Origin of the sequence: Bacillus taeanensis (assembly GCF_003318295.1) — a bacterium.
Classification (GTDB): domain Bacteria; phylum Bacillota; class Bacilli; order Bacillales; family UBA6769; genus Maribacillus; species Maribacillus taeanensis.
On sequence record NZ_QOCW01000007.1, the window covers coordinates 75,600 to 89,575 of the forward strand.

15 protein-coding genes are annotated in these 13,976 nt (G+C 36.3%); 12 read left to right on the forward strand and 3 right to left on the reverse strand.

Features of this window, described 5'->3' with window-relative positions; genetic code table 11:
- Positions 1-11 precede the first annotated feature (11 nt).
- Both miaA and hfq read left to right on the forward strand, forming a co-directional pair.
- Positions 12-953, forward strand: a complete 942-nt coding sequence (miaA, locus tag DS031_RS08705; protein ID WP_113805665.1) for a tRNA (adenosine(37)-N6)-dimethylallyltransferase MiaA — start codon at positions 12-14, stop codon at positions 951-953.
- 30 nt (positions 954-983) lie between these two features.
- Entirely contained in the window at positions 984-1,211 is a 228-nt protein-coding gene (hfq, locus tag DS031_RS08710; protein WP_113805667.1) for an RNA chaperone Hfq, read from the forward strand.
- A 43-nt stretch (positions 1,212-1,254) separates the two neighbouring features.
- Here the strand turns inward: hfq and DS031_RS08715 are convergent, their stop codons facing one another.
- The gene (locus DS031_RS08715) at positions 1,255-2,247 is read right to left on the reverse strand and encodes a tyrosine-type recombinase/integrase (protein ID WP_245947289.1); all 993 of its coding nucleotides are present in this window, start codon (positions 2,245-2,247) and stop codon (positions 1,255-1,257) included.
- Positions 2,248-2,468: 221 nt separating this feature from the next.
- On the opposite strand from DS031_RS08715, the gene DS031_RS08720 reads away from it, so the two are divergent.
- Positions 2,469-3,344, forward strand: a complete 876-nt coding sequence (locus DS031_RS08720) for a DUF4349 domain-containing protein (protein WP_113805669.1) — start codon at positions 2,469-2,471, stop codon at positions 3,342-3,344.
- A gap of 6 nt (positions 3,345-3,350) precedes the next feature.
- Here the strand turns inward: DS031_RS08720 and DS031_RS24425 are convergent, their stop codons facing one another.
- On the reverse strand, positions 3,351-3,476 hold the full coding sequence (locus DS031_RS24425) for a hypothetical protein (protein ID WP_281269109.1): 126 nt from the start codon (positions 3,474-3,476) through the stop codon (positions 3,351-3,353).
- A gap of 409 nt (positions 3,477-3,885) precedes the next feature.
- On the opposite strand from DS031_RS24425, the gene spoVK reads away from it, so the two are divergent.
- The 5 genes from spoVK (at position 3,886) to glnA (ending at position 9,559) form a co-directional block, all read left to right on the forward strand.
- The gene (spoVK, locus tag DS031_RS08725) at positions 3,886-4,824 is read left to right on the forward strand and encodes a stage V sporulation protein K (protein ID WP_113805671.1); all 939 of its coding nucleotides are present in this window, start codon (positions 3,886-3,888) and stop codon (positions 4,822-4,824) included.
- A 212-nt stretch (positions 4,825-5,036) separates the two neighbouring features.
- A complete protein-coding gene (hflX, locus tag DS031_RS08730) occupies positions 5,037-6,284 on the forward strand; it encodes a GTPase HflX (protein WP_113805673.1) in 1,248 nt (415 codons plus the stop codon).
- 33 nt (positions 6,285-6,317) lie between these two features.
- Entirely contained in the window at positions 6,318-7,586 is a 1,269-nt protein-coding gene (locus DS031_RS08735; RefSeq protein ID WP_113805674.1) for a methionine gamma-lyase family protein, read from the forward strand.
- A 130-nt stretch (positions 7,587-7,716) separates the two neighbouring features.
- The gene (locus DS031_RS08740; RefSeq protein ID WP_113805675.1) at positions 7,717-8,124 is read left to right on the forward strand and encodes a MerR family transcriptional regulator; all 408 of its coding nucleotides are present in this window, start codon (positions 7,717-7,719) and stop codon (positions 8,122-8,124) included.
- A gap of 100 nt (positions 8,125-8,224) precedes the next feature.
- Entirely contained in the window at positions 8,225-9,559 is a 1,335-nt protein-coding gene (glnA, locus tag DS031_RS08745; RefSeq protein ID WP_113805677.1) for a type I glutamate--ammonia ligase, read from the forward strand.
- 65 nt (positions 9,560-9,624) lie between these two features.
- Here the strand turns inward: glnA and lexA are convergent, their stop codons facing one another.
- Positions 9,625-10,245, reverse strand: coding sequence for a transcriptional repressor LexA (gene lexA, locus DS031_RS08750; RefSeq protein WP_113805679.1), 621 nt, complete (start codon positions 10,243-10,245; stop codon positions 9,625-9,627).
- A gap of 160 nt (positions 10,246-10,405) precedes the next feature.
- Between lexA and yneA the strand changes: the two genes are divergently transcribed.
- From yneA to tkt, 4 genes are all read left to right on the forward strand, one after another.
- Positions 10,406-10,705, forward strand: a complete 300-nt coding sequence (gene yneA, locus DS031_RS08755) for a cell division suppressor protein YneA (protein WP_181833069.1) — start codon at positions 10,406-10,408, stop codon at positions 10,703-10,705.
- A gap of 12 nt (positions 10,706-10,717) precedes the next feature.
- Positions 10,718-11,389, forward strand: a complete 672-nt coding sequence (locus DS031_RS08760; RefSeq protein WP_113805682.1) for a YneB family resolvase-like protein — start codon at positions 10,718-10,720, stop codon at positions 11,387-11,389.
- A gap of 42 nt (positions 11,390-11,431) precedes the next feature.
- Positions 11,432-11,668: a DUF896 domain-containing protein gene (locus DS031_RS08765; RefSeq protein ID WP_113805683.1), complete on the forward strand. Its 237-nt coding sequence runs from the start codon at positions 11,432-11,434 to the stop codon at positions 11,666-11,668.
- A gap of 262 nt (positions 11,669-11,930) precedes the next feature.
- Positions 11,931-13,922: a transketolase gene (gene tkt, locus DS031_RS08770; RefSeq protein WP_113805685.1), complete on the forward strand. Its 1,992-nt coding sequence runs from the start codon at positions 11,931-11,933 to the stop codon at positions 13,920-13,922.
- Positions 13,923-13,976 lie beyond the last annotated feature (54 nt).

Consider the following 13,976-nt stretch of genomic DNA (forward strand, 5'->3'; position numbering starts at 1 on the left):
AGGTGCGTAAAATGAAAGAAAAAGTAGCAGCAATTGTCGGACCTACGGCAGTCGGAAAAACCAGAACGAGCATTGAACTAGCAAAAGCGTTAAACGGTGAAGTGATTAGCGGAGATTCAATGCAGGTATACAAGGGAATGGATATTGGAACAGCGAAAATTAAAGAAGTAGAAATGCAGGGCGTGATTCATCACCTCCTTGATATAAAAGATCCAACAGAATCTTATTCTGTTGCTGATTTTCAGAAGGAAGCGAAAAGATTAATTACTGACATTAATAAACGAGGCAAACTTCCGATTATTGTTGGTGGCACGGGTTTATATATAAAAGCGGTTATTAATGATTATCAATTTTCAGATGTATCATCTGATGAAGGGTTTCGAGAGCGCATGGAATTATTTGCAAGGAAGCAAGGGCAAGAAGCGCTTCATGAACAACTCAAGGAAATTGATAAGGAAAGCTACCAGTCAATTCATCCGAATAATGTTCGCCGTGTTATCCGGGCACTAGAAATTTATCATACAACAGGTAAAACAGCTCGTGAATATCAAGAAATGCAAAAAGGGGATTCACCGTATAATGCTGTCTTAATTGGCTTAATGATGGAAAGAGAGAAGCTTTATGCACGAATTAATGAGCGCGTTGATTTAATGATAAAAGAAGGACTTATTGATGAAGTACGGCGTCTTTATGACAGCGGGATTCGAAATACCCAAGCTGTGCAAGCAATTGGCTATAAAGAGATGTATGATTATTTTGATGAAAAAGTAACATTTGAAGAAGCGGTTGAACTTTTAAAGCGAAATTCAAGACGTTATGCAAAGAGGCAGTTTACGTGGTTTCGCAACCAAATGGATATTGAGTGGTTTAATATGGAAAATGAAGCGGGCAAAAAAATTAAAGAAATAATTGATTTTGTTGCAGGAAAGTTGCGCCAGCAAAGCGAAGAATAAAAGTGGAATGCCAATAGAGGAGGACTGTAAATGAAGCAGCAAGTAAATATCCAAGATCAGTTTTTAAACCAGCTACGCCGCGAAAATACGTATGTAACAGTATATTTGTTAAATGGTTTTCAATTAAAAGGCCTCATTAAAGGATTCGATAATTTTACGGTTGTGTTAGAATCTGAAGGCAAGCAGCAGTTAATATATAAGCATGCGATTTCAACATTTGCTCCAAGCCGCAACGTGGAAATTAATTTTGAAAGCTAAATGATCGTTGAAAAACCCCCCAGTTTATTTATAATTGGGGGGGTTACTGTTTAGCGGCTTCTTTAATCTCTGCGGCAAATTCTGCATAACGCTTTAATGAAAGCGGGGTTTTAAATCCGAATTTTTCTTGAATATGTTCTTGTGATTGACCGGAAAGCAGTTCATTTAAAACCGCGGTTCGTCTCATATGCTGCGCAGAAATCCCTTTTCTTAGCCCAGCCCGGCTCACTTCTTCTCGTATCATTTTTTGAATGGCAATTTCAGTAAGCGCTTTTGGCTGTTCAACTTCGTAATTATAACGAAATGTATTGCGCTGAAAATCGAAAGCAACAAAAAAAGGGTCATGACTATGATAGCGAGGTCGTACTGCTTTTGGAATGGTCTGATAGTATTTATATGCTTGCTTTTTATCTTCCTCGGTAAGTTTAATGATTCGTGATACACTTGAAATAGAAGAAATCTCGATTTCATTTCTTTCAAAGTGAATGTCCTTCATTTTAATTGTCACAAGTTCTTTAAGGGTAAGACCGTAATGAAGGAAAAATAACACAATACATATATTTCTGTCCACTAAGAAATGACGGGCTTTTAATTGGTGTTCTGTTAAACCTTCTGCAGAACTAAGAATAAAAAGTAAACGAGCTTGCTCTTTTTCTGAAATAAAATCTTCTTCTTTTAAAGGTCCAAACTTTTCTACATCTACACTTAAAGATGACAGCGGATTATAGCGAAGTTTTCCGAGCTGACGATAGTAAAGATAAAGTTGATTTAAGACCGTTAAAACTCTTTTTAACGTGCGGTAGGAGTATTGGCGATCTATTGTTAATACATGAAAATATTGAGCAACTTCTTCGTCAGTAAGTGATTGAAAACATTTAAATGATCGCTCTTTTTTTGTGATGCGCATCCATTGTAAAAAATCTGCTAAATCATAGCGGTAACGTTTGATTGTTGAAGGCTGTCTTCCTTTTGCTTCTAATGAATAAAGAAATTGCTCTACATAATCAGGCAGTTCTTGTTGAAATAAATTACTCACAACCTTCTCCCCCTTTTTAAAATAAAATTGGGTCATGTAATATGTGAATGGTTCAATACGTCTGGACAATTTTCCCTCTTATGTAATCAATTCTTCTCTTTTTGCTATTTCCCTTTTTTATCATAAACTTGAAACTTTTTCTTCACATTGTTTGTCTTAATTGTAGTTGAGCTAAATAAAATTGTATAGAAAAAAGAATCGGATATGAAAGGGTGGGCGCTATGAGGAAGAAAACTCTTTTCATAAAAACAATATTATTCGCTGTTTCTTTATTGCTCCTTTTTGGATGCAGCAATAATACACAAAATGAATCAGCAGAAATGGATATGGCTGTTAGCGAAGAGAGTGGAAATCTAGAAAATAAAAAAGCGGAAATATATAAAGAAAGTGAAGGAGAGACAGAACAGTTAACTAATAAAAGTGAGCGGAAAATTATCTATGAAGCTTATTTAACGGTTGAATTTGAAAATTTTCAAGAAAATCAAAAAGAGTTAGAAAAATTAATAAAAGCTAAAAATGGATATGTTGTCGAATCCACCTTATATGATGAAGAGAAAAGCAGAAAAGAAGGAACAATTATAGCCAAAATCCCTCACGAAAAGTTTGAAACAGCTTTAAATGAAATTGCACAAATTGGAGATGTTACCCATCGTTCGATGAATGGGCGTGATGTAACAGAGGAGTATGTAGATTTAACGTCGCGTTTAAAATCCAAACAGGCAGTTGAAAAGAGATTGTATGCATTTTTAGAAAAAGCTTCTGATACGCAAAGCTTATTAAACATTTCCAAAGAACTTTCTTTTGTCCAAGAGGAAATTGAACAGTTAAAAGGAAAAATAAATTATATTGAAAATCAAACAGATTATTCCATGGTCACCATTACGATGATTGAAAATTCTCCTGCAGAAATTTCAAATAACAATGGGCTGCATGTATGGAAAGGCTCTAAGCAGTTATTTATAGATACTATTAATATTTTAATTCGATTTTTCTCAGGGGCCATTATCATTACAATTGGTTTATCGCCAGTTCTTCTTCCTCTTATAGGTGTGGTAATATTTATTTATTGGCGTTATAAAAAGAAAAACACCGACTGAGAGCTCTCAGTCGGTGTTTTTCTTTTGTTTATCATTTTTTTTGTATTTTTTCTTTGCATTTTGTTCACTTGAAAACTCAACATCGAACTTTGTTTTTTGCTGTTTATTTTCATTATGCTGTTTCTTCGTCATACCGCTCACCCCCACATTATAAGGATGCTTTAAATCACAAAAAATATGCAGGGAAAGAAGGAAGATCGACGATTTTTTCACATTATTTTTTTGGGAATTTTCTTTGAAGGTCCCAATAATATATTTGTGGTAAGTGGATATGAACCCAATATTCTTGGATGAGTGTCGTAAAAACAAAGGTAATCATCTGCCAATCAACATTTTTGTCCAAGCGAATTCCCCCTTGAATGAAATGGTAACGCTTGTGGTATTATCTCAATATACAAAAGGAACGATTTGTCCTATCACTAAAAAGCACAAAATGCGAATGCTTTATATAAATTGTTTGTCTAGATATTAGGCATTTGTCACAATTTTTATATTAAGACGTATACTAGTAAAGGAAAAGAGAGAAGTGAGGTGAAGTTCGATGCAGGACTCAATCACTCAACGTGCTAAAGGCCAAATAAATGTTGTATTAAAACACAATGAATTGAAGCACAGGGCAAATGAAGATACGTTAATAAGTGATATGGATCTTGAAAAACATTATCCACTCGAAAAAATTCAAAGGGATATGAGCGGACTCATTGGCATGGATTCAATAAAAAAAGTAATTAAAGAAATTTATGCATGGATTTATATAAATAACTGTCGAAAAGATTATGGACTAAAACAAGATAAACAAGCGCTGCATATGGTTTTTAAAGGAAATCCCGGTACTGGGAAAACGACGGTAGCACGCTTAATTGGAAAACTGTTCTTTGAGATGAATGTATTAACAAAAGGGCATTTAATTGAAGCAGAACGAGCGGATCTTGTTGGAGAATATATAGGACATACGGCACAGAAAACAAGAGACTTAATTAAAAAGGCAAAAGGCGGAATATTGTTTATTGATGAAGCATACTCTTTAGCGCGTGGCGGAGAAAAAGATTTTGGTAAAGAATCTATTGATGCCCTCGTAAAAGGAATGGAAGATTTTCATCAAGATTTTATTTTAATTCTTGCGGGTTATCCGAAAGAGATGAATCGTTTTCTTGAATTAAATCCAGGTATGCCGTCACGTTTTCCGTTAATCATTGATTTTCCTGATTATTCGGTACAGGAGCTTTTAGAAATTGCGAAAAAAATGGTGGCAGAGCGGGAGTATATTTTATCAACTGAAGCAGAGAGAAAGTTAAAGCTTTACATTCAACAATACTTAGAGGACAATATTCATAGTAAATCGTTTAGCAATGGACGTTTTGTGCGCAATATTATTGAAAAAGCCATTCGTGCACAAGCAATTAGGCTCTTAAGAAGTAATGTATATAACAAATCTCAATTAATGCTGCTTACAAGTGAAGACTTTAGCTTGGAAAGTTAATCATCACCGGAAGCCATGAACATAACGTTCATGGTTTTCTCTTCTTTATATAATAGGTTTACCTTTTAACAGTTTGGTTTATTACTAAATAGTAAAAGAAGTTAAGAAGAAAAAGTAGGCAGTTTGTGCTGAATTCGTTAAAATAATTGTGACAGAGCGTGTACATATGTCAGTTAATGATAAAAAGATTCTGAAAAAGGTAGGGTGTTTTTTTGAACGAAACGAAGGAATTAAAAGAAAAAGCGATTTTAGTCGGATGTCAATTTAAAAATAAAGATGATGAACAGTTTGAGTACTCTCTAAAGGAATTACAGGCGCTTACGGAAACAGCACAAGCAGAACCGTTAGCTGTATTTTCTCAAAAAAGACAGCGTGCAGATTCAGCGACTTATATTGGAAAAGGAAAAGTTGAGGAAATTCTTGCGGCAGCTGAGGATCATGATGCTGACTTAATTATTTTTAATGATGAATTATCACCAAGTCAAGTGCGCAATTTATCAGCACAGTTTGATGCAAGAATTATTGATCGCACTCAGCTTATTCTCGATATTTTTGCACAACGGGCAAGTTCAAAAGAAGGAAAGCTTCAAGTGGAACTCGCACAGTTAAAATATATGCTTCCGAGGCTTATTGGACAAGGTACAGCTCTTTCAAGACTTGGAGGCGGAATTGGAACAAGGGGACCAGGTGAAACGAAACTTGAGACAGACCGCCGCCATATTCGCCGCCGAATCAATGAGATTGAACAGCACTTAAATAAAATTGTCAGCCACCGCATGCGTTATCGTGAGAGAAGAAAGCGCAATAATGTTTTTCAAATTGCGCTTGTTGGGTATACAAACGCAGGTAAATCAACTATTTTTAATCGAATTACCGAAGCGGGAATTTATGAAGAGAACCAATTATTTGCTACATTAGATCCAACAACAAGGCAGTGGGAGTATATTAAAGGATTGCCAACATTAATTACCGATACAGTTGGATTTATTCAAGATTTGCCCACCTCATTAGTTGCGGCATTTCGCTCTACATTAGAGGAGGCAGGAGAAGCTGATCTTATTCTTCATGTTGTAGATGCCTCTGCTGAAAATCATGTTGAACATGAAAAAACGGTGATGCAGGTATTAAAAGATCTTGAAGCAGATCACATTCCTACTTTAACCATTTATAATAAAAAAGATCAATTAACAAAACCGTTTATTGGGGCAGGGGAAGAACAGCTGTTAATATCGGCTTATGAAAAAGAAGATATTATGAAATTAACGGATAAAGTGATCAGCTTGATGAAAAGGCAGCTTTCCTACTTTGAAGTTCATGTATCGCCAAGCAGCGGTAAAAAATTGGCATTAATGGATACGAACACAATAATTGAGCAGAAAAGATGGGACGATGAAAAACAAATGTTTCATATTAAGGGGTATGCACCCGAGCATTTTATGAATGAACTTTTAAAAGGTTAGAAGCGAAAGAATAGAAATAAAAGGGGATTAATTATGTACGGACAGTTTAAATTCGGAGATCAGTTAAAAGAAAAAGTAATAAACGTAGAAGAGAAGATTAGAAAAGTTCATCATAAAATTGATGAAACGGCTGAAAACAATCAGTTTCGTATACTGGAAGCGTTCCGCAGCCATCGGGTAAGCGATTTTCATTTTACACCTTCAACAGGTTATGGATATGATGATGTTGGTCGGGATACATTAGATCAAGTGTATGCGGATGTATTTGGCGGGGAAGCTGGCCTTGTTCGACCGCAAATGATGTCAGGAACACATGCAATTTCAACTGCACTATTTGCCATGTTAAGACCAGGGGATGAATTAGTATACATTACAGGTAAACCATATGACACGCTTGAAGAGATTGTTGGGATACGCGGCAGTAAAAATGGTTCACTAAAAGAATTTGGTATTACCTATCAAACGGTTGACTTATTAGAGAATGGTTCTGTTAACTTTGAAGGTGTCAAAGAGGTTATTAGTGACAAAACAAAGGTAATTGGTATTCAGCGCTCAAAAGGGTATGCGAATCGCCCATCATTTTCTATTGAAAAAATAAAAGAAATGATTAAGTTTGTAAAAAATATTAAACCAGACGTGATCGTTTTTGTTGATAATTGTTATGGCGAGTTTGTTGAAGAAGAAGAACCGTGTCACGTTGGAGCAGATTTAATAGCTGGTTCACTGATAAAAAACCCTGGCGGTGGCATTGCCAAAACAGGAGGATATTTAGTAGGGAAAAAAGAATTAATAGAACAGTGCGGCTATCGTTTATCATCACCAGGATTAGGAAGCGAAGTGGGCGCCTCTTTAAACAGCTTATTGGAAATGTACCAAGGCTTCTTTTTAGCTCCTCATATTGTTGGGCAAGCATTAAAAGGAGCTGTATTTACTGCAAGCTTCTTAGAAGAAATCGGATTAAATACAAACCCGAGCTGGTATGAAGAGCGAACAGATCTTGTACAATCTGTTCAATTTGATCATAAAGATGCCATGATTGCCTTTTGTCAATCCATTCAATATGCTTCCCCTGTTAATGCTCATGTAACGCCTTATCCGAGTTATATGCCGGGCTATGAAGATAATGTAATTATGGCGGCAGGTACTTTTATTCAAGGAGCAAGCATTGAGCTATCAGCTGATGGACCAATCCGCCCCCCATATACAGCTTATGTGCAGGGAGGATTAACATACAGTCATGTGAAAATTGGCATATTATCTGCTGTAGATAAACTTTTAACTGAAGGATTAGTGCAAATTTAAACGAGATAAAAGAGAATTTCTTCTTTTTCAATGAGCTTTAAAGGGCATATGTTAATTTTTATAACATTTATTGACAACAAAACTTTCATCATGTAAGATGAAAGTAATAGCGAAAGGGGGTAAAGTAAACATGAGTGATACAATTCGACGCAATATGCCCTTATTCCCAATTGGGATTGTAAAAGAATTAACAGAATTATCAGCTCGGCAAATTCGCTATTATGAAGAACATAATTTAATTCGTCCAGCAAGAACGGAAGGGAATCGCCGTTTGTACTCTTTTACCGATGTGGATACACTTCTCGAAATTAGAAAGCTAATTGAACAAGGCATTAATTTAGCAGGAATTAAACAAGTATTTGACATGCAAAAAGGTCAACAGCCTGTTGAACCAGAACCACCAGAAGAGAAAGCGGTACCACAACCTGAATTAAGTGATAAAGAACTGCGCAAACTATTAAAGGCAGAAATTATGCAATCAAACAAATTGGGTAAAGCTTCTCTTATTCAAGGAGAACTTTCTCGCTTTTTTCATTAAAAAAGACCAATTTGTATAAAATATGAGGTGTACCGCCATCCTTAAAAAGATGTCGGTTCCCTATAGATATTTTTTATTATTAAAGGAGGAATACATACGCATGTCAAAGTATAGTAGAGAAGATATTTTACGTTTAGCTGATGAACAAGGTGTTAAATTTATTCGTTTGCAGTTTACAGATTTATTAGGAATTATTAAAAACGTAGAAATTCCGGTTGATCAGCTTACGAAAGCACTAGATAATAAGATGATGTTTGACGGCTCCTCCATTGAAGGTTTCGTCCGTATCGAAGAATCTGATATGTACTTATACCCTGACTTAGATACTTGGGTAGTATTCCCATGGACAAGTGAAAAAGGAAAAGTAGCACGTTTAATTTGTGATATTTATAATCCTGATGGTACACCGTTTGAAGGAGATCCACGTTCAGTATTAAAACGTGTATTAAAGGATATGGAAGCATTAGGGTTTAATGATTTTAATATTGGGCCAGAACCTGAGTTTTTCTTATTTAAAATGGATGAAAAAGGCGAACCAACACTTGAGTTAAACGATAAAGGTGGTTATTTTGACTTAGCGCCTACAGATTTAGGTGAAAACTGCCGTCGTGATATCGTACTTGAATTAGAAGATATGGGCTTTGAGATCGAAGCATCTCACCACGAAGTTGCACCAGGTCAGCATGAAATTGATTTTAAATATGCAGACGCTATTACAACTTGTGATAATATTCAAACATTTAAATTAGTTGTAAAAACAATTGCACGTAAGCATGGTTTACATGCAACATTTATGCCAAAACCATTATTTGGTGTAAATGGATCAGGTATGCATGCAAACATGTCATTGTTTAAAGATGGCGAAAACGCGTTTTATGATGAAAATGATGAGCTGCAGTTAAGTACAACAGCGCGTCAATTCGTTGCTGGGATATTAAAGCATGCTGAGTCATTTACAGCTCTTACGAATCCAACAGTAAACTCATATAAGCGTTTAGTTCCAGGCTATGAAGCACCTTGTTATGTTGCATGGTCTTTAAGAAATCGCAGTCCGCTTGTTCGTGTTCCGGCTTCACGAGGAATTAGTACTCGTATTGAAGTTCGTAGCCCAGACCCAGCAGCTAATCCTTATTTAGCAATGGCAGCACTTCTTGCAGCAGGATTAGATGGAATTAAAAACAAATTAACGCCGCCACCTGCAACAGACCGCAATATTTATGTAATGGATAAAGAAGAGCGCGTAAAAGCAGGTATTAACGATTTACCAGCAACATTAAGTGATGCGTTAGAAAAATTAAAAACAAATGAAGTGTTAATAAAAGCATTAGGTGAACATGCTGCTGAACACTTCATTGAAGCAAAAGAAATTGAATGGGATATGTTCCGTACACAAGTACATCCTTGGGAGCGCGAACAGTACCTAACAGTATATTAATACTAAAGAAGAAAGGACGGCGGGATTTCCTGCCGTCCTTTCTATTTATAATTTTTTTAGTTTAATTAATGAATGGAACGAAAGACACCAATCACTTTTCCGAGGATAGAGCAGTTTTGAACGATAATAGGTTCCATTGTGCTGTTTTCAGGCTGAAGTCTAATATAATCACTTTCTTTAAAGAAGCGTTTAACAGTTGCTTCATCATCTTCTGTCATTGCTACAATAATATCGCCGTTATTGGCTGTTGGTTGTTGACGGACAATCACCATATCACCCTCATAAATACCTGCTTCAATCATACTTTCTCCTTCTACAACTAAAATAAAGACGTTATCATCTGACACAAATTGTTGCGGGAGCGGAAAGTATTCTTCAATATTTTCAATTGCTGAAATTGGCTGACCTGCTGTAACTTTTCCGATAACTGGAATATTAACTACTTCAGCTTTTGGAATGTAAGAGGTGGATTCTTCACTTAATATTTCAATGGCTCTTGGCTTAGTAGGGTCTCGTCTAATTAACCCCTTTTTTTCTAACCTGGAGAGATGACCGTGTACGGTAGAACTTGAAGCAAGGCCAACAGCTTCCCCTATTTCTCGTACTGAAGGTGGATACCCTTTTTTCTGAACTTCTGACTTAATAAAATCTAGTATATCTTCCTGCCTCTTTGATAGTTTTGTCAATTAAGACACCTCGATTCCTTTTATTTTCTTATTTTAATTATAGCATGATCATAGATAATAGACAAACATAAGTTCGAAAAAAACACTTGATAAGAACATTAGTTCCAGATATAATAAAACTAAATATAAGAACGAACATTCGCAAATGGGGGTTGTATTCATGTTGACAAATCTTAGAAAATTTACTAGTATCGAATGGTCTTTTATTTTAGTATTCATTATTGCAGTAATTTTTACAATGACTTCAATTGTCTCAGCATTAGAACCTGTTAATAAAAGTGAGTATAAAGAAGTAACCTTACAATATGGAGACACACTTTGGCAGTTAGCCGATCAATATAAAGAGGATCATTCCTATACATATCAGCAGTTTATTAGTTGGGTGGAAGAAGTAAATGGCATTCATCATCAAAACCTTACGCCTGGAGAAACCATTGTTTTGCCAATTGAAAAGAAGTAAAGGGGAATGGTTATGAGAGCAGTCGTTTATTGTCGAGTTAGTACAGAAAAAGAGGCTCAAGTTTCTTCGTTAAAAAGACAAAGAGAAGAGTTAATACAGCTCGCTGAAAAAGAAAATCTTGAAATCGTCAAAATTATTGAAGAGCAGGTGAGCGGTTATGATATAGAACGTGATGGAATGATTGAAATATTGGATGACGCCAAACATCAGCTTTTTGATATTTTACTGATCCAAGATGAAACAAGGCTTGGGAGAGGAAATGCCAAATTAGCTTTGCTTCATTATTTTGCCAAGTGCAGCATAAAAATTTATACGATTAGTCATCAGGGAGAGCTCCAGATTTCAGAAGCGGATTCGATGGTGATGGAGATTGTTAGTCTTGTGGAAGAATTTCAAAGGAAAATTCATAATATGAAAATTCAACGCGGAATGAAAAAAGCCGTAGAAAATGGCTATAAACCGCACCGGCATTTAAAGCGATCAGAAAACAGCGGGAGAGAGAGAAAAGAAGTTCCGATCGAAGAGATTATTCGTTTAAGGAAGCTGAATTTAACGTTTAAAGAAATTGCGGCCACATTAAAAGGGTTTGGTTATAATGTTAGTAAAGCAACTGTTCATAGACGCTATTTAGAGCATATGGAAAATCAAAGTGAGCATGAAGCTTGCTCAAATGATGAATTTTGATTACGATAGTGAAAAGAATGTTTTAGACAAGGAGTTTTCCAAATGTTATCTTCAAAAAAATTACAGCGAATTAATGAGCTAGCACATAAATCAAAAAGCGAAGGATTAAATCCTGAAGAAAGAATCGAGCAGCAAAAGCTTAGAGAAGAATATTTGCAAACGTTTCGAAAAGGGTTTAAAAAGCATCTTCATGGTATTAAAGTAGTGGATCCTGAAGGAAATGATGTGACACCAAAAAAGCTGAAAGTGAGTAAAAGAAATCAAAATAATCTTCACTAATTGTTTTGATTCCTATTCCAGTTTTTTTTGACAATGAAGCCTTACACAAATGCCTAATCAGCAATGTGTAAGGTTTTTTGCATAATAGAACAAAGAGTTTATGAATACTCGCTGTGTTTTTACTATTAAAAGTATGGGTAAAAGCAGAAATGGACACAATACAACCGTCCTATGGTTTCCGATTTGTTTAATCCTTGTATAGCGTTTATTATGAAAAGTGAAGCTTAAACCACTATACTGTGAAAAGGAAGGGGTAAGTAAGATGTCAACTTCGATTGAACAATTATCTATTAATACGATTCGTACACTGTCAATTGATGCAATTGAAAGAGCAAATTCTGGTCATCCTGGTATGCCGATGGGAGCAGCACCCATGGCATATACATTATGGGCTAAATTTATGAATCATAATCCTAAAAATCCTGATTGGGTGAATCGCGATCGTTTTGTATTATCAGCAGGTCATGGATCTATGCTTCTTTACAGCCTTTTGCATGTATTCGGTTACGATGTTTCGATGGAGGACTTAAAAAATTTTCGACAGTGGGACAGCAAAACACCCGGTCATCCTGAATATGGTCATACACCTGGGGTGGAAGCGACTACAGGTCCTTTAGGGCAAGGAATTGCAATGGCCGTAGGAATGGCAATGGCAGAACGTCATTTAGCTGCAGTTTATAACCGTGATCAGTTTAATATTGTTGATCATTTTACTTATTCTATTTGTGGGGATGGAGATTTAATGGAAGGTGTTTCTGCCGAAGCGGCATCTTTAGCAGGACATTTGAAGTTAGGTCGTTTAATTGTTCTATATGATTCAAATGATATTTCATTGGACGGTGATTTGAATTTATCTTTTTCTGAAAGTGTAGAAGATCGGTTTAAAGCATACGGATGGCAGGTCATTCGTGTTGAAGATGGCAATGATATTAATGAAATCTCCAAAGCGTTGGAAGAAGCAAAAAACGATACAAGCCGCCCAACATTACTTGAGGTAAAAACGAGAATTGGATACGGTTCTCCAAATAAGTCAGGAAAGTCTGCATCACACGGTGCACCGCTTGGAACTGATGAAGTAAAACTTACAAAAGAAGCTTATCAATGGACATTTGAACAAGATTTTCATGTTCCAGACGAAGTAGTTGAGAATTTTGAGCGCTTCGGAGAGATAGCCCAGCAAAAAGAAGAAGATTGGAACAAGCAGTTTGAAGCGTATAAACAGAAGTATCCAGACCTTGCTGAGCAGTTTGAAAATGCGATTAAAGGGGAACTTCCTCCAGATTGGCAGGAAGCACTGCCGAATTTTGAAGTAGGCGGAAGCCTTGCAACCAGAGCGTCTTCAGGAAAAGTATTAAACGCAATTGCTGAAAAGGTACCGTTTTTCATTGGTGGTTCCGCTGATTTGGCAGGATCTAATAAAACGCTTATTTCATCTGAAAAGAATTATGCGCTTGATGGATATGAAGGGCGGAATATTTGGTTTGGAGTACGGGAATTTGCGATGGGAGCTGCTGTGAATGGAATGGCCCTTCATAGAGGCGTAAAAGTCTTTGGAGCAACATTTTTTGTGTTCTCAGATTATTTGCGTCCTGCTATCCGTTTAGCTGCGCTAATGAAGCTTCCAGTTGTTTATGTTTTTACACATGACAGCATTGCAGTGGGAGAAGATGGCCCTACACATGAGCCTGTCGAACAATTGGCGGCGCTAAGAGCAATGCCGGGACTATCTATTATTCGCCCTGCAGATGCAAAAGAAACGGCTGCAGCATGGCGTTTAGCGGTAGAAAGCAAAAACACACCAACAGCACTTGTTCTTACTCGTCAAGATCTTCCAACATTAGAAGGGACTAATTTTGAAGGAGTAGAAAAAGGAGCTTACATTGTAGATAAAACAACAGAAACACCAGCAGCTTTATTACTGGCGAGCGGTTCTGAAGTCAGTTTAGCTGTAAAAGCAAAAGAACAATTAGAAAAAGAAGGGATTTCTGTAAATGTAGTTAGTATGCCGTCATGGGACCGCTTTGAAGCACAATCAAAAGAATATAAGGAAAGTGTACTGCCAAAAGAAGTGAACGTTCGTCTTGGGATTGAAATGGGCGTTTCATTAGGCTGGCATAAATACACGGGAGATCGCGGTGATGTTTTAGCAATTGATCGCTTTGGCGCTTCAGCTCCTGGTGAAAAAATTATCACAGAGTATGGATTCACGGTTGAGAATGTAGTAAATAAAGTCAAAGCATTATTAAACAGCTAAACGTCTTTTAACAAATGGAAACCTTCAACATACTATTTTGTTGAAGGTTTCTTT